Origin of the sequence: Caldimonas mangrovi (assembly GCF_023721835.1) — a bacterium.
Lineage (GTDB): Bacteria > Pseudomonadota > Gammaproteobacteria > Burkholderiales > Burkholderiaceae_C > Caldimonas > Caldimonas mangrovi.
In genome coordinates, this window is the sequence record NZ_JAMKFE010000003.1 from 199,164 (window position 1) to 220,918 (window position 21,755).

Consider the following 21,755-nt stretch of genomic DNA (forward strand, 5'->3'; position numbering starts at 1 on the left):
GTTGGTTTTGCGCCGAAAGGTCTTGCGGGGGAAGCGGCGCCGGCGGTGAACTGCCGGCGTGCCTTTGCGGGACCCGGGCGCTCCAGCGGGTAGAGCGTCCGTACTGACGGGTGGCCGCCTCGGTGGGGAACCGAGTGCTACTCCCCTTTCGACAGCGCGGATTGTGCGGGCGAGGGCTAAACCAAGCAAGGTGCGGGGGCATTGGCCTGCGCTGGCCCGCCGGGCCGCACGCGATGCAGACTCTGGCGTTCACCGCTGCCGAATTGAGGTTGCCCCGATGAAGAAAAAGGTTGCCGTGCTGCTGGACGACGCGGCGCACGCCCAGGACCGACTCGCCCCCCGCCTGCACCAGACGCACGACGTGCACTGGGTGCTGGTGGCTTGCGCACCGCGCATGACGCACCGGGCTTCCAAGTGGGTGTCGCACGGTGCACGCGAACACTGGCGCAGCAAGTGGGCCGCCAAGCTGTTCGCGCAGATGCAGCCGTGGCTCGACGAGCACGGGCTCGAGGCCGAACCCTGCCTGGCCAAGGGCCCCTTGCCGGAACTGATGCAGCAGCTCACGCCGGACGAGGTCATCGACGTGCGCCGGCCCAAGCTGGCCGGCGCCGAAGCGACGGGATTCAGGCTACCGTCGTTCCTGGTGGCCGGCGTGGGGCTGTGGTTCGCGATGGCCGAGGCCTGAACCGCGCCGGCTTGAACCGTCAGGGGCCGGTGATATCCTGCCGGCCATGAAGATTCTTGCGCGTTGGTTCCTGCTGGCGGCGGCCCTGTTGCTGGTGACGCAAATCTATCCCACCGTCCAGGTCAGCAGCTTCGGCTCGGCCTTGATCGCGGCGTTGGTGCTCGGGCTGCTGAACGCCGTCGTGCGGCCCATCCTGGTGGTGTTGACGCTGCCGGTCACGCTGGTCACGCTGGGGCTGTTCCTGTTCGTGATCAACGCGTTGATGTTCTATTTCGCGGCCAACATCCTCGACGGGCTCTACGTGCCGGGTTTCACGGCCGCGCTGATCGGCTCGCTGCTCTACAGCCTGTGCGGTGTTGTCATCGAAGCCGCGCTCGACCGCCTGTTCGACCGGCAGCGGTAAGCCTGGCGCCGTTCAGCGCCGCATTTCCTCACGCACGCGCCGCTGCCACTCCGCCTCCACCTGCTTCATCCGTGCGTCGATCACCGACGCCTCGATGAAGTCGGTCTGCCCCGGCGCCCGCGCCAGTTGCTGCGCGGCCCTCAGCCGGTCCAGCGCGCCTTGCAGGTCGCCGGTGACGTAGCGCGCCTCGGCCTGCGCTCGTACGGCCCGCAACGGTTGTCCCAGCCGATCCCAGGTCTGGCCCAGCAGCTCCCACGCCTGCACGTCGGCGCCGTGCATGGACACCCAGCTTTGCAGGTCTTCGGCCGTGCGTTGCAGGCGCGGGGCCGCGGCCGGCCCCTGCACCGCCAGGCTCACCTGCGCGGCCAGCAGCTCGCTGGCGCGCGAGCCGTCGCCGCGCCAGGGGGCCAGCGCCTCATCCGCGCGAGCGACGTCACCGCGCGCCAGCGCCGCTTCGATGCGCAGGAAGGCGATGCTGCGTTCGGCGCGGCTGTCGCCGCGGGCAAGTTGCTGGGCGCGGACCAGCGCGGCCTCCGCCGTCGGCCAGTCGCGCAGTAGCGTTGCCGCCTGCGCCTTGGTGGCTTCGGTCAGAACCTGCCCGGCGCGATGGCCCGCTGCGGCGTCGGACTGCCGCAGCCACTCGCGCAGCATGTCGGGCCGGGTGTCCATGCGGATGCGCGCGCGCGCCTGCATCACCGCATGCTCCAGCACCGTGCGCGGCGGTGTGGCGGTGCGTGACTGGGCCCGTGCGCGCGCTTCGCCGATGCGCTCGCTCGTCAACGGGTGGGTGCGCAGGTAAGGGTAGGCGCCGCTGTCGTTCAGCCGCGAATTCTGCTGCAGCCGCTCGAACATGCTGGCCATGCCGGCCGGCGAAAACCCGGCTTCATCGAGCACACCGAAGCCGATGCGGTCGGCCTCGCGCTCCATGTCGCGCGAGAAGTTCAGCTGCCCCTGCAACGCCACCGCCTGCCCCCCGGTCATCAGTGCGTTCGCCGCGTCCGGGCTGCGGCTGGCCGCGATCATGCCGATGATCAGCGACGCGATCGCCAGCATCGACTGCTGCTTGCCCTTCACGAGGCTGCGCGCAATGTGCCGTTGTGTCACGTGCGAGAGTTCGTGCGCCATCACCGAGGCGAACTCGTCGCGCGTGTTGGTCATCGCGATCAGCCCCAGGTGCACGCCGACAAAGCCGCCCGGCAGTGCGAAGGCATTGACCGTGCGGTCCTGCACCAGGAAGGCCTGCCACGCGAAGCGGTCTTCCAGCTCGGGCGACAGCTCGCCGCGGACGCGCGCGGCCGCGAGCAACGGCTGCCATACCGACTGCAGGTAGTCGCCCAACACTGCGTCGTCGAGGTAGAGCGGGTCGCGCCGGATCTCGGCCATGATGCGGTCGCCGAGCTGACGCTCGGCTGATACGCTGAAGTCGCCGGCGACGCTGTCGCCCAGCGCCGGCAGGTTGTTCTGCGCGTGCGCCAGCGGGCCCCAGCCCGGGGCCGCGGGGAACACCAGCGCAACGCACAGCGCCAGCGTGCGAAGCAAAGGCCGTGCGGCATGGCCGCGCGCGAAAAGGTGAGGTGTCTTCAACAGCGTGTGATCCGTGGTGGCCTCGAGCGGGCCGCAGGCTCGATTGGAGCCGCCGCGCCGCAAGACGTTCACTCCCCGCGGTTGCAGTTGCAACAGACGGGTAGCCGCTCGCTATGATGCCAAAGCCATGAACACCCCTCAGAACCCTTCCTCCCACAGCGGCCTGACCCACTTCGACGCGCAAGGCCAGGCCCACATGGTCGACGTCGCGGCCAAGGACGTGACGCACCGCATCGCCGTGGCCACGGGCTACATCGAGATGCAGCCGGCCACGCTGCAGGTGGTCCTGTCGGGCACCGCCAAGAAGGGCGACGTGCTGGGCATCGCGCGCATCGCCGCGATCCAGGCGGCCAAGCGCACCGCCGACCTGATACCGCTGTGCCACCCGCTGCCGTTGACGCGCGTGGCGGTGGAACTCGAGCCGGACGAGGCCGCTTCACGCGTGCACTGCCGCGCGCAGGTCGAGACGCTAGGGCGCACGGGCGTCGAGATGGAAGCGCTCACGGCGGTGCAGGTCGGGCTGCTGACGGTCTACGACATGTGCAAGGCGATCGACCGCGGCATGGTGATGGGTGGGGTGAAGGTGCTCGAAAAGCACGGCGGGAAGTCGGGCTCGTTCGTCGCCGCATAGCGGCACGCCGGTTGCGGCGCCACGACTGCGTCAGCGCACCGGGGGGCCGGATGGCCGACGGGTACAGCTCGCGATAGTCGAACGTTCTTCTCACGCGATCGCATTGGAACGGCAACGGGTCGACCGGCGTTTCACAGACCTTGAAGAACGCATCCCCCAGCGGATGCCGGAACTCGCGCAGCCGCTGCGCCACGTAGACAGCCTTGTCGCGATCGCCGAGTTCGTCGAGTGCCTTGGCGTACGCGATCATCAGTCTGGCGTCCACGAGATGTCGCAAGGGGCGCTCGAACGCGTCGAACACCTGGGACGGATGTTCCGCGGTCGTGACAGCGGCATAGTCGGCGTGGTGGCCGAAGAAGGTGCTGCGCCGGCCGGCCTCGATGCGATCGGGCAACGGCGCCTTGCCGGCGGTGCCGTAAGGCGCATAGATCTGCACCACCCGTTGGTAGTCCCACACCGCGTAGATGGAGCCGATGATCATCAGCACACCGACGGCCTGGAACGGAGCCGCCGCCCACCTGCCGGACACGGCGCCGGGCTGCCCGTCGGTGCGACGAGGCCAACCGATGCCGAGATAGGTGCCGAACGCGAATGCGGCCGGGAACAGGAAGTAGGGGTACCACAGCGGGTACTCGAGCAGGCTGTGCCAGCCAAGCAGCATCAGCATCATCAGGCAGCAGCGGGCGAGCAATGCGGTTTGCGGGTCGGGGTGTCTCAACGCGCCGCGCGCCCGCCACAGCAACCACAAGAAAGAACCGAAGATCACCGCCGTTGCAAGCAGCCCGAGCTCCACCGCAAACTGCAGCATCAGGTTGTGGGTGTGGTCAAAGAACGCGATGGGCCGATTCGGGAATTCGGTGAAGGTCCAGGCGAAGTTGAAATTGCCCCAGCCCACGCCGAAGAGGGGGTTGGTGGCGATGAGGTCGAGGGTGTTGGACCAGATCCCAAAGCGGGAACTGCTGATGTCGCTGCCGGATGCGGCCCGCGCCTCTGCAAAATAAGTCGTTCCACCGAAATGCCCCCAGGCCCAGAGACCGGCCCACCAAACGGCGAGAACAGGGACGGCACCGACCAGCAAGCGTCTCGACGTGGCGGGCAGCCCTCTGTCGAGTAGGCCCCAGAATGCGAGCAGCAGCGTGCCGACGAGACCCGTGCGAGAACTGCTCAATGCAACGCCGAGCAGAAGCCCCGCGATGAGCACGGACGCATAGCGCCGCCAAAAGCCCGGACGGCTTGCCGCCCATGGAAGCGACGAGGCGGCCAGCAGCAGCAGCGTGCTCAACTGATTGGGTTGGCGCAGGTTGCCCCCGGCGCGTCCGGCGCCGGCGGCGCGAGCGAGCAGGTGACCATCTGCCCAATCGGGAACGAAATACTGGACGACAGCGATGGCAACGCTTGCAAGTCCGGACAGCAGCAGCGCCAGGAGTACCAGGGTCTGCGGTCTGCCCTGACTCGTGCGGGCAAACGCTGCAAAGCCGACCAGGGCGGCGCACGCGATGACCGAGATGCGAGGGCCGCCGAACACGAGCAACAGCGCCGCACCCCATGCAAATGCCACCCAGGCCGAGCAAATCGCACTCGACATGCGATGCATCAAAAAAAGCTGGCGCGACAGCGATGGAACCAGCCAGACGCCCCACGCGAGGACGGCCACGAAGGCATTGAAAACGGCGGTTGATGGTGGCTGCGAGTAGCCGAGCAAGAAACTCAGGGCCAGCAGAACGATAGTGGCGGAAGACAAGGCATGCGCGGCGAAACGGCCAACAAGCAAAGACGCGAAGCTTGTACCAGATTTTCCTGGGTGAGGAGCCGCCGGCGCTCCGGGCGTCGGTGATGGGGCCAACACAGAGCAGGGCCCGCGCCGAAGCGGTGACCGCTGGCCTAGCAATGGAAAGATTTACTGCGCGAACTGCTTTTGGGCGGCAGCTCTGCGCGTCAGTTCCGGCAATCGGACGGAACGAATCGATGATCGGTCGGGGAACTGCAGCGCCACTCCACCGGCAAGTTCGCTGCGGCAATGCTCGGAGAGAGCCGAACCACCGCGTTCTGGGCGCTGGCGGTCATGGTTACCGTGATGACGCCGTCGCCGTCGACGCCGCAATTCATCGAGGCGACGTTGCCCGACGGTGCAGCGACAGGTGTAACGCCGTCGCAAGAGGCACCATCCACGGCGCCCCCGCTGTTCGAGACGTTTTCGGTGACGGTCGCCTTGGCCGCTGCAGCCAGGGCCAAACCTTCTGTCACTCTGGCGCGGATTGTGTAGTCCTGGTAGGCGGGAACTGCGATTGCGGCGAGGATGCCGATGATGGCGACCACGATCATCAGTTCGATGAGCGTAAAACCTTGGTGCCGAGTTGCGGTCATGTGAAACCTCGCTAAAAAAAAGCGGCGCATTGATCAATGCGCCGCTTCTTCTACTTCGCATCAGCAGCACTATGTTGCTGCCGGCGCTCTAGCTACATACGATGCCAATCAACGGCACTCGGCAGGCACGTGGCGCGTTTCACCCGCAGTGATGGAGCAGTCCCACGTGATGGCGCCACCGGCGGCACCTGGGGCGGCGGGCGTCAGCGTCAGCGTGACGTTGCCTGCAGCCGCCGTGGTGACAACCGTGACCATGCCGGAGGCGGCGTCGCAGGCGGTGGATGCAACGTTCGTCGTGGCGACCGTCGGCGCAACACCGACGCAAGCGTCGGCCGGCATCACACCACCGTTGTTCGAAATGTTCTCACCCACGGTGGCCTTGGCCGCCGAAGCGAGGCCGAGCGCTTCGGACACGCGAGCGCGGATGGTGTAGTCCTGATAAGCCGGCAGCGCCACGGCGGCCAGAATACCGATGATCGCCACGACAATCATCAGTTCGATCAGCGTGAAGCCTTGTTGCACGCGCTTGATGCCTTGAATTTGCTTCATAGAGAGACTCCTTCGGGGTTTGAGGAAAGCGGGGTTTGTTATGCAGGCCGTGTGCCAGGGGCTTCGGGCCGGTGCGGCGTGATCTACTGCACGAATGTGTCGAGGGGGGTCGACAGCTTTGAGACCGGGCGTGTCAATCGCAGTGCCCGAGGTGACAGGAATGGTCAGATCACGAAGACCTGACCCGCCTCCAGGTGCTCGATGCGGTGGCCCGAATCGAGCGCGTGCACCTGCGTCACGATCGAACCCATCTCGCCCGGCTTCGCGTGCGTGACGAACACCGGCACGTCGCGGGCCAGGCCGCGCAATTCCTGCGACAAGGTGCCGGGTGACAAGTGCTTGCTCACGCGTGCCAGTTCCTGCTCGCTGTCGCCGAAGGCGGTTTCGATGACAAGCATCGCCACGCGCCGCCGCGCCAGCACCGGCCATAGTGCCGGGTTGGGGCCGGTATCGCCAGTGAAGGCCCACCAACCGGTGCGGCCTTCGACGGCGTAGCCGACGGCGGGCACGGTGTGTTCGGCGGGCAGCACCTCGATGCGCTTGCCTTCCAGGTCGAGCACATCGCCGGTCGCAAGCGGCTCCAGTCGCAGCACCGGCCGCTCGCGCGTGGGCAACTGCGTGAAGTCGGGCCAGATCACCCAGTTGAGGATGTGAGCGCGCAGCGCCTCGATGGTGGCGGGCAGCGCGTGCACGACGATCGGGCGGGTGCGGCGGTTCATCACGCTGTCGACCAGCAGCGGGATCGAGACGATGTGGTCGAGGTGCGAGTGCGTGACGAGGATGTGGTTGATGCGCGCGAGCTCGTCGAGCGTCAAGTCGCCGACGCCGGTGCCGGCGTCGACGAGCAGGTCGTCATCGAGCAGGAAGGACGTGGTCTTGCATCCCGCTGCGATGGCGCCGGAGCAGCCCAACACCCGGACTTTCATGTGGTGCGCGGTTTCCTGAGATCTGTTGTCTATCTGGCCTCGAAGGCCCCGTCCCATCCGGCGGGCGGCGGATGCTTGCGCAAATGCGCCACGCGGTAGGCAAAGAGACTGTACAGCCGCTTTTCAGGATTCAGGCGTTGCAAATTCAACAGTTGGACGTCGGCCTGATCCCAATCCTGCATCCGGTAGGCTTTCAGTGCCATATGCCACGCCATCAACTCGCTGGCCAACGCCTTGTCGCTGTCCGGCGACGCATGCAGCGGGGTGTACAGCGTCACCGGACGGCCCTTGCCCTTGATCTGTACGCGGTCAACCTCCTGCCACGGCAAGTGGTTGGCCGCGTCGCGCGTGCCGTCCGCGGCCAGCACATCGACGCCGTAGCTGCGTGCGAGCGCCTCGACGCGCGACGCAAGGGTCACCGCATCGCCCATCACGGTGTAGCTGCGGCGCAGGTCTGAGCCCATGTCGCCGACCCACATCATGCCGGTGTTGAGGCCGATGCCTACTGCGATTTCCGGCAGGCCGCGGGCTTGCAATTCGGCGTTGAGCGGGGCGACGGCGCGGGTCATGGCCTGGGCGGCCTGCACCGCCAGTTCGGCGTGGCGCGGCTCGTCCAACGGCGCACCCCAGAAGGCCATCAGCGCGTCGCCGATGTATTTGTCGAGGGTGCCGCGGTGATCGCGAATCACCTGGGTCATGCGCAGGAAGCAGAGATTGAGCAGTTCTCGCACCTGCTGCGGCTGCAGGCTGCCGGACAGCTGGCTGAAGTTGCGGATGTCGCAGAACAGGACCGTCAGCGGCTTGTTCTCGGCGTCCATGCCGTTCCCTTGCACCGGCTGCCGCGCCATTTCGGCGACCAGCTCTGCCGGCACGTAGTGGCCGTACAGCCGCGTCAGCGCGCGCTGTGCACGCTCCTCGACGAAATAGCCGTAGCCGACGTGCGCTGCAAACAGCGCAATGGCGAGCAGCAGCAGCGAGGCCGAGGGCATCACGAGGCCGGCAGCGACGTACAGCCAGGTGTCGACCGCCAAGATCGTGAGCAGTGCGACCGTCGCGGCCAGCGCAGCCGCGACGGCGCCGAGCTGCGGCAGCAGCAGCGCGAGCCCGATGCCGACAAGCAGCAGCATCAGCACCTCGTAGCCGAGTGCATAGTCGGGCTGCACCGGCAAGCGGCCGTCGAGCAGGCCCGACAGCAGGTTGGCATGGGCCTCGACACCCGGGTAAACCTGACCGACGGGCGTGCTGCGCAGGTCGAACATGCCGGGCGCCGTGGTGCCGACCAGCACGATCTTGCCGCTCAGCTCGGCCGGCGGCAGCCGACCCTGCAGCACGTCGCTGGCCGCCACATAGCGGAAGGAGCCGCCCTGAGGGCCGCCCGGGCCGCGGTAGGGCACCAATGCACCGACCCTGGCGTCGACGGGGATCGCCATCGACGACGGCCCGCCGGTGCGCAGCTGGATGCTGTCGAGACCTTGATAGCTGCGCGGCAGCCAGCGTTCGGCTGGAAAGCCAGGCTGCACCGGCGGCCACCCGTGCAGGCTGCGGAACATCGCCAGCGCGATCGATTCGTAGTGCTTGCCGTCGAACTCGGCGACCAGCGGCACCGAACGCACCAAGCCGTCCGGGTCTTGTATGGAATTGAAGAAGCCAGCGTGTGGTGCCGCCTCGGCCAGCACCGGCAGGTTGGCGCCGTATCCGTCCCAGCGGGTGAAGCGCACCGGGCGGCCGGCCAGGGCGGCACGGTCCATCACCGGGGCCGGCAGCACGCCGCTGGTGCCGCCGCCGCGGTCGCTGGTGAAGTAGTAGCCGAGCACGACCGGGCGGCCGCGCAGGGCTTGCGCAAAGCGGGCATCGTGGTCGAGCGGCGCTCGCAGCTGCTCCAGCCGGGCCTGAAAGGCGGGCACGTCCTTCAGCTCGCCGCGGGCCAACTGCTCCAGCTGCGCCAGGCCCGAGCTGTGGTCCGGTTCGGCGAACACGATGTCGAAGCCGACCAGTTGCACCCGCTGCCGCTCGAACAGTTCGCGCGTCAGCTGCGCCATGTGCTGACGGCCCCAGGGCCAGCGGCCGACGTCGGCCAGGCTTTTCTCGTCGATGTCGACAATGACGATACGCTCGTCCAGCGTGCGAGGCATCGTCGCGCGCAAGCGCACGTCGTAGATGAAGTGGTCGAGCCGCTCGATGAAGCCGAGCGGCACCAAGCCGGTGGCATGCAGCAGCATCGGCAGCAGCAAAACGCCGGCGATCAACCATCGCGGCCAGTACTGCGTCGCGTACACGGGGTGCTCAGGCCGGGAATGCTGGGCCGGCGGATGTCATGCGGCGCCGTGGGGCGAAAGGGCGGGCGCCAGCAATCGTCTCGCTCAGGACTGCACGAACTGCATCTGGGTGCCGGCGAGTTCGATGACATCGCCGTTCTTCAGGTGCACCGGGTCGTTGCCGACGGCATTGCCGTTGACGGTCGGCTTCATGGCGCCTTCGACATGGGCAAACACATAGCCGCCCGGGCGTTTTGTGATCGACGCGACCTGCACGCCAGGCTTGCCGACGGTGGTGACGACCTTGGTGAGGCTCACTTCGCGGCCGGCCGCCGCGCCGTTGAGCACCTTGATCGAGGCCGCGGGCACCGGCGTACCGCCGAGGCCCCCGAAGCCGGACGGGGTGCTGAGCGGCGACACCGGGGGCGGCTGGAAACCGCCGGCCGGTGCGCCCGGAGCCGTGCCCGGCTTCATGACCATGGTCTTTTCGTACTCGTGCACCTCGTCAGTCAGGTACTTGATCTTGTACTTGCCGATCTCGACCGTGTCGTTGTGCGTGAGCAGTTGTTTTTTGATCGCCTTGCCGTTGATGTAGGTGCCGTTGGTGCTGTTGAGGTCTTCGATGAACACGTCCTGCCCCACCATCTGGAGCACGGCGTGTTCACCGCTGACGGCGAGGTTGTCGATGACGATGTCGTTGTAGGGACGCCGGCCAAGAGTGGTCTTGTCCTTGGTGAGCTGAACCTCCTTGATCACCACCCCGTCGAGCGAAACGACCAGTTTCCCCATGCTTGACCTCTGTTGGATATGTCTCTTGTGACGCTGATTGTGGTACTGCGCTCTCAGCGCCTGAACGGCCACCATGAACGGCCGGCGGTCGCGGTGCCCTGGGCCCGCACGAGCACGACGGCGATATTATCCCGTCCGCCTGCGGCATTGGCGGAGGCCACCAGGCCCGTTCCCGCTTCTCGCAAGTCGTTGGCACTTTGCAACACTGCGGCGATCTGGTCGTCGCTGATCATGTCGGACAGGCCGTCCGAGCAGAGCAGCAGGATGTCGCCCGACAGCACATCGTGCAGGTGGGTTTCGAGCAGGACGTTGTCTTCGACGCCGACCGCTCGGGTCACGAGGTTCTTGTTCGAGGAAAAAGCTGCTTGTTCCGGGGTGATCAGGCCGGCATCGATCTGCTCCTGCAGCAAGGAGTGATCCTTGGTGATCTGCGTCAGCTTGCCGTTGCGGAAGCGGTAGCCGCGAGAGTCGCCGATGTGGCCCATCAGCAGCCGGCCTTCGCGCAGCACCGCCACCACCAGCGTGGTACCCATGCCGGCGTACTGCGGGTTGGAGTTGGCCGCATTGAAGATGGCGCGGTTGGCGTTGTCGACGCAGATATCCATCGCGCGCCGCACGTCGGTGTCGGTGGCGTTGGCCGAGGCTTCGGTGAGCCAGCGACCCAGTTCGGACTTGATGAAGGCGGTTGCCATGCCGCTGGCGATCTCGCCGGCGTTGTAGCCACCCATGCCGTCGGCCAGCACGGCCAGGCCGGCGGGCTCGTCCACGGCCACCGAGTCTTCGTTGTTGTCGCGTGCGCGACCCGGGTCGGTCAGACTGAAGAACTCGAAAAGCATGGAAGCGGAACTCAAAGCCGGCACCTATTGTTTGGGCTTGGAAGCGGTGGCCGCCGGGTGGGCTGGATTGTGCCGCGGATCGTTGCCGGCCACGCCGGACTGCCCCCCTTGGTTACGGGGGGGCAGGCGCAAGGTCGGTTCGGCGCTGGGCGCCGGCACTGCCGCCGTTGCAGCATACGACACACCTGCCTGGGCCACAGCACCCGGGGGCAGCACCGTGGTGGCGCCGTCGTCGGCGGCCGGCACGGATGCAGCAGGCAGGCCGGCCGCCACGTTCATCAGGTCGGCGGCCAGTTGCTGGCCGTCCGAATAGCGGATCTCGGCGCGCTTTTCCATCGCCAGCGCCACGATGTTGGCGAGCGCCTCGGGCAGTTCCGGCCGCAGCGTGCGCACGTCGGGCGCCGTTTCGTTGGCGATCTTGTACATCAGCTCGGCCATCGACTCGCCGCGGAAGGGCAACTGCCCGGTCAGCAGCTGGAACAGCGTGACGCCCAGCGAGTACAGGTCGCTGCGGCCGTCGATCTTGCGCCCGGCCATCTGCTCGGGCGACATGAAAGACGGCGTGCCGAGGACCATGCCGGTCTTGGTGCGCGACGAGTCGGTGATGCGAGCGATGCCGAAGTCGGTGACCTTGACGGTGTCGCTGGCCAGGTCGTACATGATGTTGGCCGGCTTGATGTCGCGGTGCACGACACCCTGGGCATGCGCATAGGCCAGCGCCTGCGCCACACGGGCGACGACGGACACCACCTTGGCCGCGGGCAGCAGCGCGCCGGGCCGGCAGTGGGGGACCAGGTCCTGGCCCTTGAGGAATTCCATCGCGATGTACGCGAGGTCGTGTTCCTCGCCGGCATCAAAGATCGTGACGATGTTCGGGTGCTGCAACCGCCCGGCGGTCTCGGCCTCGCGGAAGAAGCGCTCGCGTGCATCGTCGAGCTCGGCGCCTTCGAATTCCTGGCTCAGCGCCATCGTCTTGATGGCCACCATGCGGCCGATCTTCGGATCGCGGCCGAGGTAGACCACGCCCATCGCGCCCTTGCCGAGTTCCTTTTCGACCTGATAGCGACCCAGCATGGGTTTTTCGACCTGGCCGTTGCCGAGCAGCACTGTTGCGCCGGCCGACGACCCACCGCCGCCGAGCATCACGGTTTCGGACAGATTCTTGGCCCGCGCGAGCTTGGTTTCGATGTCCTTGTACTTGCGGTCGTAGCCGGCCATGTGCTCGTAGATGGCCTGCGCCTTGTTGAACTGGCGCTTGCGCTCGAAGTCGAGGGCCAGGTTGTACAGGTTGTCCATCAGCGGCGTTGACAGCGGCACCCGGCGGAACTTGTCGAAGGCCATGTCGAGCTGGCCCTGGCCTTGCAGCGCCAGGCCCAGCATGCGGTTGGTTTCGGCGGATTCCTCGTCGGACTTGATCTTGCCCGCCTCGGTGACCAGGAAGCGCTTGGTGGTCAGCAGCAGGTGGCCGATCAGCAGCAGCGCCGCCGGCAGCACGAACTGCACCCACACCGCCATCTGGCTCAAAAGCACCAGCTCGGCGACCAGCAGCACCAGCAGCGCCAGCCCGGTGGCGACAGCGCCGACGCCGGCCGACAGCCGGGGCAGCAGCACGATCAGGTAGAGCGCTACCAGCGCGGCGGCGCCGAGCGACAGTGCGTGGGCCCAGCCCGGCGAGGTGACGAAGTGCTCGGACAGGATGCTGGAGGTGATGTGCGCCATAGTCTCGACCGGCGTCATCGAGGCGGCAACAGGGGTGGGCAAGCTGGTGCCGACGCCGGCGGCGGTGGCACCGATCAGGACGATCTTGCCGGCGTACTTCGAGGCCGGGATCTTGTCGTTGAGGACGTCATAGAACGAGTCGATCGGGAACGCCGGCCTGCCGTCGGTCGCATAGAAGTGCGGCCGCATCAGTGCGGCCCCGTCGGTCACGATCTTGAGCCGCCCCAGCTCGATCACGTCGCCGGTGCCGACCTTCACGTCGGCGATGCCGAGGTTCAGGCTGCTCGCAGCGGCCAGCAGGGGCAGCGACGGCACGGCGCGACCGTAGTAGTCGATCAGCAGTGCGTCGCGCCGCACCGCGCCGTCGGGGTCCTGCAGCTGCCGGAGGTGGCCGATGCCGATCGATTTGGCGCCCAGTGGTTCGATCGGCTGCTGCGTATCGATGGCCGTGATGAGAAAAGCGCCGGCGGGGTCCAGCGAACTGGCGAGCGCGAAGTTCGGCAGCGGACGGTCCGGACGGCCGAGCGGGTCGCCCAGGCGCAGGTCGGCGGCCAGCAGCACGTTGCCGGCACGGGCCATGCTGGCGGCCAGGCGCGAGTCGGTGTCGAGCGCGGCTTCGGCGTCCTGCAGCAGCTGTGCGGCCGGCGGGTTGTCGGCCACGCCGGGCACCTGGCGCAGCCGGCGGATGTATTCCAGCCCGCGGTCTTGCTGCGGTTCGAAGAAGAAGGCGGTATGAACGATGGTCTTGGCGCCCGCGGCCGACAGCTTGTCGACCAGGCGGGCATGCACATCGCGCGACCAGGGCCAGCGGCCGATGTTGGAGATGCTCTGGTCGTCGATCGCGATGACGGCGATGCGATCGGAGGGGGTGCGGGCCGCACTGGCCATCCCGAAGTCGTAGTAGCGACGCTCCATGCCGCCGATGAAATCGGTCGCCGCGTGCAGGACCAACACGCCAAGCACCACCCAAACGCCGACGAACCAATCGGCCCGCCAGACGCTTCCCTTCCTCTTGCTCATTGAATGCTCGTGCTTTCGTGCTGCAGATGGCAGTGAGCTGGCACGTTAGCAGAGCCCCTCTGGCAAGACAAGGGCGCGCTCACGGCGGTGAGCGGCGCCCTGGGCACGGTTGGTGTGGAAGGATCAGGTGGCGCTGGATTCGCCGGGGCGTGGCTTGCGCATCGCCACCAGCTTGCCGACGGCGAGCACCAGCAGCGCGCCGCCGATGCCGAAGGCGTACTTCATCACGTCGGTCTGCGGCAGCTGCGGCAGGTAGGTGGCGACGGCGGGGTCGGTCAGGGCCATCGTGCCGGCGATCCAGCCAAGCAGCATGCCACCGGCAGTGATGATGATCGGGAAGCGGTCCATCAGCTTGATCACCAGTTGGCTGCCCCAGACGATGATCGGGATCGACACCAGCAGGCCGAAGATCACCAGCGGCATCTGGTGGCCTTCGCCGGCCGTCTCGGCGGCGCCGGCGATCGCGATGACGTTGTCCAGGCTCATCACGAAGTCGGCGATGATGACCGTTTTCACAGCGGCCCACAGCTTGTCGCTGGCCTGGATGTTGGCGTGCTCGTCCTCGTCTTCGGGGGCCAGCAGCTTGATGCCGATCCACAGCAGCAGCAGCGCGCCGACGATCTTGAGGAAGGAGATCTTCAGCAGCGTCAGCGCAAAGAAGATCAGGATCACGCGCAGCGCGATGGCGCCGAAGGTGCCCCACAGGATGCCCAGCCGGCGCTGCGCTGGCGGCAGCTTGCGGCAGGCGAGCGCGATCACGACCGCATTGTCGCCGCCCAGCAGGATATCGATCATGATGATCTGCCCGACCGCCACCCAGAACTCGGGTGTCATGAACTGCTCCATGTGCTGTCCTCTTGCTTCTTGAAAAACCAGGGCGGAGCGCTGGCGCTCCTGGGGAGAACCCGTAAGTGTAGGGGGAGGCGCCCGCCAGGCCCTGCGACAACTACGTACGCCGACAGGACACCGACAGGGAATTGACGGCCCAGACGAAAAGAGGCCGCAGGTGCGGCCTCTCGTCGGGGCGATCAGAGGGCGCTCAGAGCATGCCCTTGAGCAGCTTGCCCATCTCGGACGGGTTGCGCGTGACCTTGAAGCCGCACTCTTCCATGATGGCGAGCTTGGCGTCGGCAGTGTCGGCGCCACCGGAGATCAGTGCCCCGGCATGGCCCATGCGCTTGCCCGGAGGCGCGGTGACACCGGCGATGAAGCCGACGATGGGCTTTTTCATGTGGTCTTTGCACCAGCGCGCCGCTTCGGCTTCGTCGGGGCCGCCGATCTCGCCGATCATGATCACCGCATCGGTGTCCGGATCGTCGTTGAACATGCGCATCACGTCGATATGCTTGAGGCCGTTGATCGGGTCACCGCCGATGCCGACCGCGCTCGACTGGCCGAGACCCAGCTCGGTGACCTGGGCGACCGCTTCGTACGTCAGCGTGCCGGAGCGCGAGACGACGCCGATGCGGCCCTTGCGATGGATGTGGCCGGGCATGATGCCGATCTTGATTTCATCGGGCGTGATCAGACCAGGGCAGTTCGGGCCGAGCAGCAGGGTTTCCTTGCCGCCGGCCGCGACCTTGGCCTTCATCCTGTTGCGCACTTCCAGCATGTCGCGCACCGGAATGCCTTCGGTGATGCAGATCGCCAGATCCAGGTCGGCCTCGACGGCTTCCCAGATGGCCGCGGCGGCGCCGGCGGGCGGCACGTAGATCACGCTGACGGTCGCGCCGGTGGCCTTCGCGGCTTCAGAGACATTCGCGTAGATGGGGATGCCTTCGAAGTCTTCGCCGGCCTTCTTGGGGTTCACGCCAGCGACGAAGCAGTTCTTGCCATTGGCGTAGTCGCGGCACATGCGGGTGTGGAATTGGCCCGTCTTGCCGGTGATGCCCTGGGTGATGACTTTCGTGTCCTTATTGATCAGGATGCTCATTTCAGTTTCCTCTCAGGGCTTTACTTCACCGCGGCCACGACTTTTTGCGCGGCTTCGGCCATCGTGTCGGCGGCAATGATGGGCAGGCCGGACTCGGCCAGCATCTTCTTGCCGAGTTCTTCGTTGGTGCCCTTCATGCGCACGACGAGCGGCACCTTCAGGCCGACCGCCTTGGACGCGACGATCACGCCGTCGGCGATGGTGTCGCAACGCATGATGCCGCCGAAGATGTTGACCAGGATGGCCTTCACCTCGGGGTTCTTCAGCATGATCTTGAAGGCCTCGGTGACCTTCTCTGCCGTCGCGCCGCCGCCCACGTCGAGGAAGTTGGCCGGCTCGCCGCCGAACAGCTTGATCGTGTCCATCGTGGCCATCGCGAGGCCGGCGCCGTTGACCAGGCAGCCGATGTTGCCGTCGAGCTGGATGTAGGCAAGGTCGAACTTGGAGGCTTCGATTTCGGCCGGGTCTTCCTCGTCGAGGTCGCGGTAGGCGACGATCTCGGGGTGGCGGAACAGCGCGTTGGCGTCGAAGTTGAACTTCGCGTCGAGCGCCTTGATGTTGCCGTTGCCCTCGAGGATCAGCGGGTTGATCTCGGCCAGGCTGGCGTCGGTCGCCATGTAGCACTGGTAGAGCTTCTTGAGCACGTCGACGGCCTGGGCCACCGAGCCGTCCGGCACGCCGATGCCCCGAGCCAGCTCGGCGGCTTGTGCGTCGGTCAGGCCGGTCGCCGGGTCGACGAAGACCTTGAGGATCTTCTCGGGCGTGGCGTGCGCCACTTCCTCGATGTCCATGCCGCCTTCGCTGGAGGCCATCATCGCCACGCGCTGCGTGCCGCGATCGGTCACGGCGGCGACGTAGTATTCCTTCTTGATGTCCGCACCTTCCTCGATCAGCAGGCGGCGCACCTTCTGGCCTTCGGGGCCGGTCTGATGGGTCTTGAGCTGCATGCCGAGGATCTGCTCGGACAGGCTCTTCACCTCGTCGATCGAGCGGGCCAGCTTGACGCCGCCGCCCTTGCCGCGGCCACCCGCGTGGATCTGTGCCTTGACCACCCAGACCGGGCCGCCCAGCTTCTGGGCCGCCTCGATGGCTTCCTGCACGGTGAAGGCGGGGTAGCCGCGCGGCACCGGCACACCGAAGTTGCGCAAGATCTCCTTGCCTTGGTACTCATGAATCTTCATGGTGTGACTCTCTCTGGGTCGTCTACGGAAATGACCGGTCCGGCGGGGGGCCGGTACCAGCGCGGGTAAAACAGTCGGACCGCCTCGCCGTCGGAACGCAGCGCATGGCAGCGATCGAGCTGGAAGGGCGGGTTGTCGCTGGCGGCGGCGCCGCTTTCCTGCGTGTCGAGCACCTCACCGGCGAAGGCCTGGATCACGGCGGTCGGCAGCACCTGGGTCATCTCGGTCAGGTGCGTGCAGCCTTGGATGCCGCCGAGACGCTCCTTGACCGCCTGGCGGAAATTCTTGAACAGGTTGAGACCGACCAGACGGGCATAAGCATGGCCGTGGGCGTCGCAATGACCAGGGTAGGGCATGCCTTCGGTGATGGCACCGGCTTCGAGGATGTCGAGCTGTTCGTTGACGACCAGACGCAGGGTCATGTCGTGCACAGGCTCTCCGGCGAGGCGAACGCTGCCGGCCAGCGGGTAGTCGCGTGTCTTGACGTCGGTCAGGCGGGCGTCGACTTCCCAAAGCCCGTCGCCGCGGGCATAGACGGCAACGTCGATGCTGCGGCGGTGCTTGAGCTGGCGCTGGGGGGCAGCCGGAGGAAGTGCCATGTCAGCCGGGAGTTACAGGCGGGTTTCAGGCCGGTTACGGCGAGCCCGTGACTTTAGCATGGTGCGCTGCACCAAACCTTGCGGGCGGCTGTCGCCCCCAGCGGGGCGCGTCAATCGTCGTCGGTGCCGCGCACCACCCGGCGGATCACCTCGGGCGAAAAGCCGCGCCCGGCCAGAAAGCGCATCTGCTTGACGCGCTGGGCGGGCTCGATCGCCGGGGTGCCGAACTTTTTCTGCCACAACGCCTGCGCCCGCTCGAATTCGGACGCCTGCAGCTGACCGACCGCCTGCGCGACCGCGTCGGTGTCGAGCTGGTGGGCATTCAGTTCCTGACGGATGCGGGCGGCGCCGAAACGGGCCGATTTGCGGTGCAACAGCGATTCGACGAAACGGGCCTGCGAGAGCAGGCCTTTGGCTTCGAGTTCGTCGAGTGCCGCTTCGACCTGGCCCGGTTCTTCTTCGTGTGGGCGCAGCTTGCGCTCGAGTTCGGCGCGGGAATGTTCCCGCGCCGCCAGGTATTTCAGCGCCCGCCCCTTCAACGACAACTTGCCGAAACCCATGGCGGCGGGCGCGGTTGGGCTTACTCGACCTTGTCCTTGGCTTCCTTGCTGTCCTTGGACTTGCCCTTGCCGTTGGGCTTGTCGGCCGCCTTGTCGGCGCCTGCCAGCAGCGGCACGCCGAGCGCTGCGCGCACCTTGTTCTCGATTTCGAACGCGATGTCGGCGTTTTCCTTCAGGAATTCGCGTGCGTTGTCCTTGCCCTGACCGATCTTCTCGCCGTTGTAGGCATACCAGGCACCCGACTTTTCGATGATGCGAGCGTTGACGCCCATGTCGATCACTTCGCCCTCGCGGCTGATGCCTTCCCCGTAGAGGATGTCGAAGTCGGCGGTCTTGAACGGAGGCGCGACCTTGTTCTTGACGACCTTGACCTTGGTTTCGTTGCCGATGACTTCATCGCCCTTCTTGATCGAGCCGACGCGGCGGATGTCCAGGCGCACCGACGAGTAGAACTTCAGCGCATTGCCGCCGGTGGTGGTTTCGGGGCTGCCGAACATCACGCCGATCTTCATGCGGATCTGGTTGATGAAGATGACCATGCAGTTGGTCTTCTTGATGGTGGCGGTCAGCTTGCGCAGCGCCTGGCTCATCAGGCGCGCCTGCAGGCCGGGCAGGCTGTCGCCCATTTCGCCTTCGAGTTCGGCCTTGGGGGTCAGCGCGGCGACCGAGTCGACGATGATCAGGTCGATGGAGCCGGAGCGCACCAGCGCGTCGACGATCTCGAGGGCCTGTTCGCCGGTGTCAGGCTGGGAAATCAGCAGGTCCTGCAGGTTGACGCCCAGCTTTTGCGCGTATTGCGCGTCGAGCGCGTGTTCGGCGTCGATGAAGGCGCACACGCCGCCCAGTTTCTGCATTTCGGCGACCACCTGGAGCGTCAGCGTGGTCTTGCCGGACGATTCGGGGCCGTAGATTTCGACCACGCGGCCGCGCGGCAGGCCGCCGACGCCGAGCGCGATGTCCAGGCCCAGCGAGCCGGTAGAGACGACCTGGATGTCCTCGATCACTTCGCCTTCACCCAGGCGCATGATGGAGCCCTTGCCGAACTGCTTCTCGATTTGCGCCAGCGCGGCCTGCAGGGCCTTGGCCTTTTCGGTATTGAGGGCGGATTTGTTCGGTGCGTCCATTCGGTTCTCCAAAGATCCGGCGCATTATCGCAAAAGCTGGATGTTTGTACAGTACTGGATGAGGTCACCCCTACGCGCTTCGCGCGCCCTCCAAGGGGCGCCACCGGCAGCCCGGCACAGCCCGAGCTGCGATGGCCGCTCGGCAATGCGCGGTGGACCCGCCGCGCACACCTACAATCGGTCACAGCAGCGCACTCGAGCATCAAGAGCTGCAGGAGACATACGATGCGGATCCTGATCGCTGAAGACGATCAAGTGCTGGCCGACGGCCTGCTGCGTTCGCTGCGCAGTTCGGGCTATGCGGTGGACCAGGTCGGCTCGGGAGCCGAGGCCGACGCGGCGCTGTCTTCGCACGAATTCGACCTGATCATCCTCGATCTCGGTCTGCCGAAGATGCACGGGCTGGAAGTGCTCCGGCGGCTGCGTGCGCGCGGCACCGCGACGCCTGTACTGATTCTGACGGCCGCCGACAGCGTCGAGGAGCGCGTCAAGGGGCTCGACCTCGGCGCCGACGATTACATGGCCAAGCCGTTTTCGCTGCAGGAACTGGAAGCGCGCGTGCGCGCACTGACCCGCCGCGGCCTGGGCACCGCGTCGAGCGTGATCAAGCATGGGCCGCTGACCTTCGATCAGACCGGCCGCGTGGCCTACATCAATGAGCAGATGATCGAGTTGTCGGCGCGCGAACTCAGCCTGCTTGAAGTGCTGCTGCAGCGCGCGGGGCGGCTGGTCAGCAAGGACCAGCTGGTCGAGCGCCTGTGCGAATGGGGCGAAGAGGTCAGCAACAACGCGATCGAGGTCTACATCCATCGCCTGCGCAAGAAGATCGAGCAGGGCCCCATCCGCATCGCTACCGTGCGTGGATTGGGCTACTGCCTCGAGAAGATCCCCGGCTGATGCCCCCCAAGCCCTTTGCCACCGGCACCCCGGGGCAGCGTGAGCAGCGTTCGCTGTTCGGCGAGATTCTCGACTGGATGCTCGCGCCGCTGCTGCTGCTGTGGCCGATGAGCGTCGCGCTGACCTGGCTGGTGGCCGAGAACATCGCCAACCGGCCGTTTGACCGGGCGCTCGGCGAGACGGCGCGCTCGCTGGCGCAGCAGATCGTCTCGTCGCCGGAACAGACCGTGCAGCAGTTGCCGCGCGCGATCTCGGAGTTCCTGCGTGCGGACAATGTCGACACCATCTATTTCCAGGTGCTCGGCACGCGCGGCGAATACGTCAGCGGTGACCGCGAGTTGCCGGTGCCCGACGCGGAACCGGTCCGTCCGGGCGAGGTCCGGCTGCGCAGCGACGAGGCGCACCACGAGCCGGTGCGCGTCGCGTACATGTGGGTCGCACTGCCGGGGGCGCCGGAGGACGGGCCGGCGCTGGTGCAGGTGGCCGAGACGCTCAACAAGCGCTCGCAGCTGGCGACCGAGATCATCAAGGGCGTCATCCTGCCGCAGTTCGTGATCCTGCCGGTCGCAGTGCTGCTGGTGTGGCTGGCGCTGTCACGCGGCATTGCGCCGCTGTCCGAGCTGCAGCAGCGAATACGGCGTCGGCGCAGCGACGACCTGAGCCCCATCGACGAGCGCGATGCCCCCGAGGAGGTCGCACCGCTGGTGCGCTCGATCAACGATCTGTTGGGGAGGCTGGACCAGTCGCTGCAGACACAGAAGCACTTTCTCGCTGACGCGGCGCACCAGCTGAAGACGCCGCTGGCGGGCTTGCGCATGCAGGCCGAGCTGGCGCAGCGCGAGATCGACGCCGGTCAGCGCGACCCGCAGGAGCTGAAGAAGTCGCTGCGCCAGATCGCGCGCTCGAGCCAGCGTGCGGCGCACATGGTCAACCAGCTGCTGTCATTGGCACGGGCCGAGAACCAGGGGCAGCTGCCGCACCGCCACGAGGTGCCGCTGGCGCGCCTGGCCATGGAGGCGGTGCACGACTTCGTGCCGCGAGCCATGGAGAAGCGCATCGACCTCGGCTACGAGGGACCCGAGCCCGGGCGTCCCGAGAGCGTCTCCGGTGCGCCGGGCACTCGCGTGCTTGGCAATCCGCTGCTGGTGAAGGAGCTGGCGCGCAACCTGGTCGACAACGCCATCCTTTACACCCCGGAAGGCGGGACCGTGACGGTGCGGGTGTTCAACGACCCGTTCGGCCAAGTCAGCGTGCTGCAGGTCGAAGACTCCGGCCCGGGCATTCCCGAGCAAGAGCGCGAGCTGGTGTTCCAGCCGTTCTATCGGGCTTTGGGCACCGATGTCGACGGCAGCGGGCTGGGGCTCGCGATCGTGCGCGAGATCGGACAGCAGCACGGGGCGGTGATCGCGATCGAGGACGCTCGCTGGGGCGGCGACGGCAGCCCGCGCGGCACGCGGGTGACGGTGCGCTTCCCGGCTGCGGCGCCGGGCCTGGAGCCTTCCGGCGAACCGGTTGCCGCGAACGAAGTGCACCCCTGAGCGCAACTCGTGCCCGCGGCGGGCCCTTCCCCCCGAGCTGAGGGGGAGCGGTGATCCCAGGCCCCTCTGATGGGCGGATGCCGGCGACCCGATCACTTTGCTGCGCCGCAGCTTTGGGTTATCCCCCGCATCGTCCTGACGTCTCACCGTCTTCAATGCCTC

At 66.7% G+C, this 21,755-nt stretch carries 19 protein-coding genes and 1 pseudogene; 5 read left to right on the forward strand and 15 right to left on the reverse strand.

Annotated features, from left to right (window positions below; translation table 11 throughout):
• Nucleotides 1-277: 277 nt before the first annotated feature.
• The gene (locus M8A51_RS06055) at nt 278-685 is read left to right on the forward strand and encodes a hypothetical protein (protein ID WP_251777289.1); all 408 of its coding nucleotides are present in this window, start codon (nt 278-280) and stop codon (nt 683-685) included.
• 46 nt (nt 686-731) lie between these two features.
• Nucleotides 732-1,088, forward strand: a complete 357-nt coding sequence (locus M8A51_RS06060; protein WP_251777290.1) for a phage holin family protein — start codon at nt 732-734, stop codon at nt 1,086-1,088.
• A 12-nt stretch (nt 1,089-1,100) separates the two neighbouring features.
• On the opposite strand, the gene M8A51_RS06065 is transcribed toward M8A51_RS06060, so the two are convergent.
• On the reverse strand, nt 1,101-2,672 hold the full coding sequence (locus M8A51_RS06065) for a M48 family metalloprotease (protein WP_251777292.1): 1,572 nt from the start codon (nt 2,670-2,672) through the stop codon (nt 1,101-1,103).
• A gap of 127 nt (nt 2,673-2,799) precedes the next feature.
• Here M8A51_RS06065 and moaC point away from each other — a divergent pair, with 127 nt between their 5' ends.
• Nucleotides 2,800-3,303 (forward strand): cyclic pyranopterin monophosphate synthase MoaC, encoded by a 504-nt coding sequence (gene moaC, locus M8A51_RS06070; RefSeq protein WP_251777294.1) that lies wholly within the window; start codon nt 2,800-2,802, stop codon nt 3,301-3,303.
• Nucleotides 3,304-3,490: 187 nt separating this feature from the next.
• On the opposite strand, the pseudogene M8A51_RS06075 reads toward moaC, so the two are convergent.
• From M8A51_RS06075 to recA, 14 genes and pseudogenes are all read right to left on the reverse strand, one after another.
• Nucleotides 3,491-4,897: pseudogene (locus tag M8A51_RS06075) on the reverse strand (Wzy polymerase domain-containing protein); the annotation flags it as partial.
• 341 nt (nt 4,898-5,238) lie between these two features.
• Nucleotides 5,239-5,667 carry a pilin gene (locus tag M8A51_RS06080; RefSeq protein WP_280925996.1) on the reverse strand — a complete coding sequence of 143 codons (429 nt, stop codon included), beginning with the start codon at nt 5,665-5,667 and terminating at the stop codon, nt 5,239-5,241.
• Nucleotides 5,668-5,775: 108 nt separating this feature from the next.
• Nucleotides 5,776-6,216: a pilin gene (locus tag M8A51_RS06090; protein ID WP_280925997.1), complete on the reverse strand. Its 441-nt coding sequence runs from the start codon at nt 6,214-6,216 to the stop codon at nt 5,776-5,778.
• Between the two features lie 164 nt (nt 6,217-6,380).
• Complete coding sequence (locus tag M8A51_RS06100) at nt 6,381-7,142, reverse strand: MBL fold metallo-hydrolase (RefSeq protein WP_251777295.1); 762 nt, start codon at nt 7,140-7,142, stop codon at nt 6,381-6,383.
• 29 nt (nt 7,143-7,171) lie between these two features.
• Nucleotides 7,172-9,418 (reverse strand): CHASE2 domain-containing protein, encoded by a 2,247-nt coding sequence (locus M8A51_RS06105; protein ID WP_251777297.1) that lies wholly within the window; start codon nt 9,416-9,418, stop codon nt 7,172-7,174.
• Nucleotides 9,419-9,502: 84 nt separating this feature from the next.
• Nucleotides 9,503-10,186 (reverse strand): FHA domain-containing protein, encoded by a 684-nt coding sequence (locus M8A51_RS06110; protein ID WP_251777298.1) that lies wholly within the window; start codon nt 10,184-10,186, stop codon nt 9,503-9,505.
• Nucleotides 10,187-10,239: 53 nt separating this feature from the next.
• On the reverse strand, nt 10,240-11,022 hold the full coding sequence (locus tag M8A51_RS06115) for a Stp1/IreP family PP2C-type Ser/Thr phosphatase (protein ID WP_251777563.1): 783 nt from the start codon (nt 11,020-11,022) through the stop codon (nt 10,240-10,242).
• A 24-nt stretch (nt 11,023-11,046) separates the two neighbouring features.
• Entirely contained in the window at nt 11,047-13,761 is a 2,715-nt protein-coding gene (locus M8A51_RS06120; RefSeq protein WP_251777300.1) for a CHASE2 domain-containing serine/threonine-protein kinase, read from the reverse strand.
• 123 nt (nt 13,762-13,884) lie between these two features.
• Nucleotides 13,885-14,607, reverse strand: a complete 723-nt coding sequence (locus tag M8A51_RS06125) for a TerC family protein (protein WP_251777301.1) — start codon at nt 14,605-14,607, stop codon at nt 13,885-13,887.
• Between the two features lie 193 nt (nt 14,608-14,800).
• Nucleotides 14,801-15,694, reverse strand: coding sequence for a succinate--CoA ligase subunit alpha (gene sucD / locus M8A51_RS06130; protein ID WP_251777302.1), 894 nt, complete (start codon nt 15,692-15,694; stop codon nt 14,801-14,803).
• Between the two features lie 20 nt (nt 15,695-15,714).
• Complete coding sequence (gene sucC, locus M8A51_RS06135) at nt 15,715-16,875, reverse strand: ADP-forming succinate--CoA ligase subunit beta (RefSeq protein ID WP_251777303.1); 1,161 nt, start codon at nt 16,873-16,875, stop codon at nt 15,715-15,717.
• Complete coding sequence (locus M8A51_RS06140; protein WP_251777304.1) at nt 16,872-17,474, reverse strand: DUF2889 domain-containing protein; 603 nt, start codon at nt 17,472-17,474, stop codon at nt 16,872-16,874. The genes sucC and M8A51_RS06140 overlap by 4 nt, the downstream gene beginning before the upstream one ends.
• A 110-nt stretch (nt 17,475-17,584) precedes the next feature.
• A complete protein-coding gene (gene recX / locus M8A51_RS06145) occupies nt 17,585-18,034 on the reverse strand; it encodes a recombination regulator RecX (protein WP_251777305.1) in 450 nt (149 codons plus the stop codon).
• Nucleotides 18,035-18,054: 20 nt separating this feature from the next.
• Nucleotides 18,055-19,158 carry a recombinase RecA gene (gene recA / locus M8A51_RS06150; protein ID WP_251777308.1) on the reverse strand — a complete coding sequence of 368 codons (1,104 nt, stop codon included), beginning with the start codon at nt 19,156-19,158 and terminating at the stop codon, nt 18,055-18,057.
• 225 nt (nt 19,159-19,383) lie between these two features.
• Between recA and M8A51_RS06155 the strand changes: the two genes are divergently transcribed.
• Nucleotides 19,384-20,055 (forward strand): response regulator, encoded by a 672-nt coding sequence (locus tag M8A51_RS06155; protein ID WP_251777310.1) that lies wholly within the window; start codon nt 19,384-19,386, stop codon nt 20,053-20,055.
• Complete coding sequence (locus tag M8A51_RS06160; protein WP_251777312.1) at nt 20,055-21,593, forward strand: sensor histidine kinase; 1,539 nt, start codon at nt 20,055-20,057, stop codon at nt 21,591-21,593. Before M8A51_RS06155 ends, M8A51_RS06160 begins: the two co-directional genes overlap by 1 nt.
• The last annotated feature ends 162 nt before the right edge of the window (nt 21,594-21,755 follow it).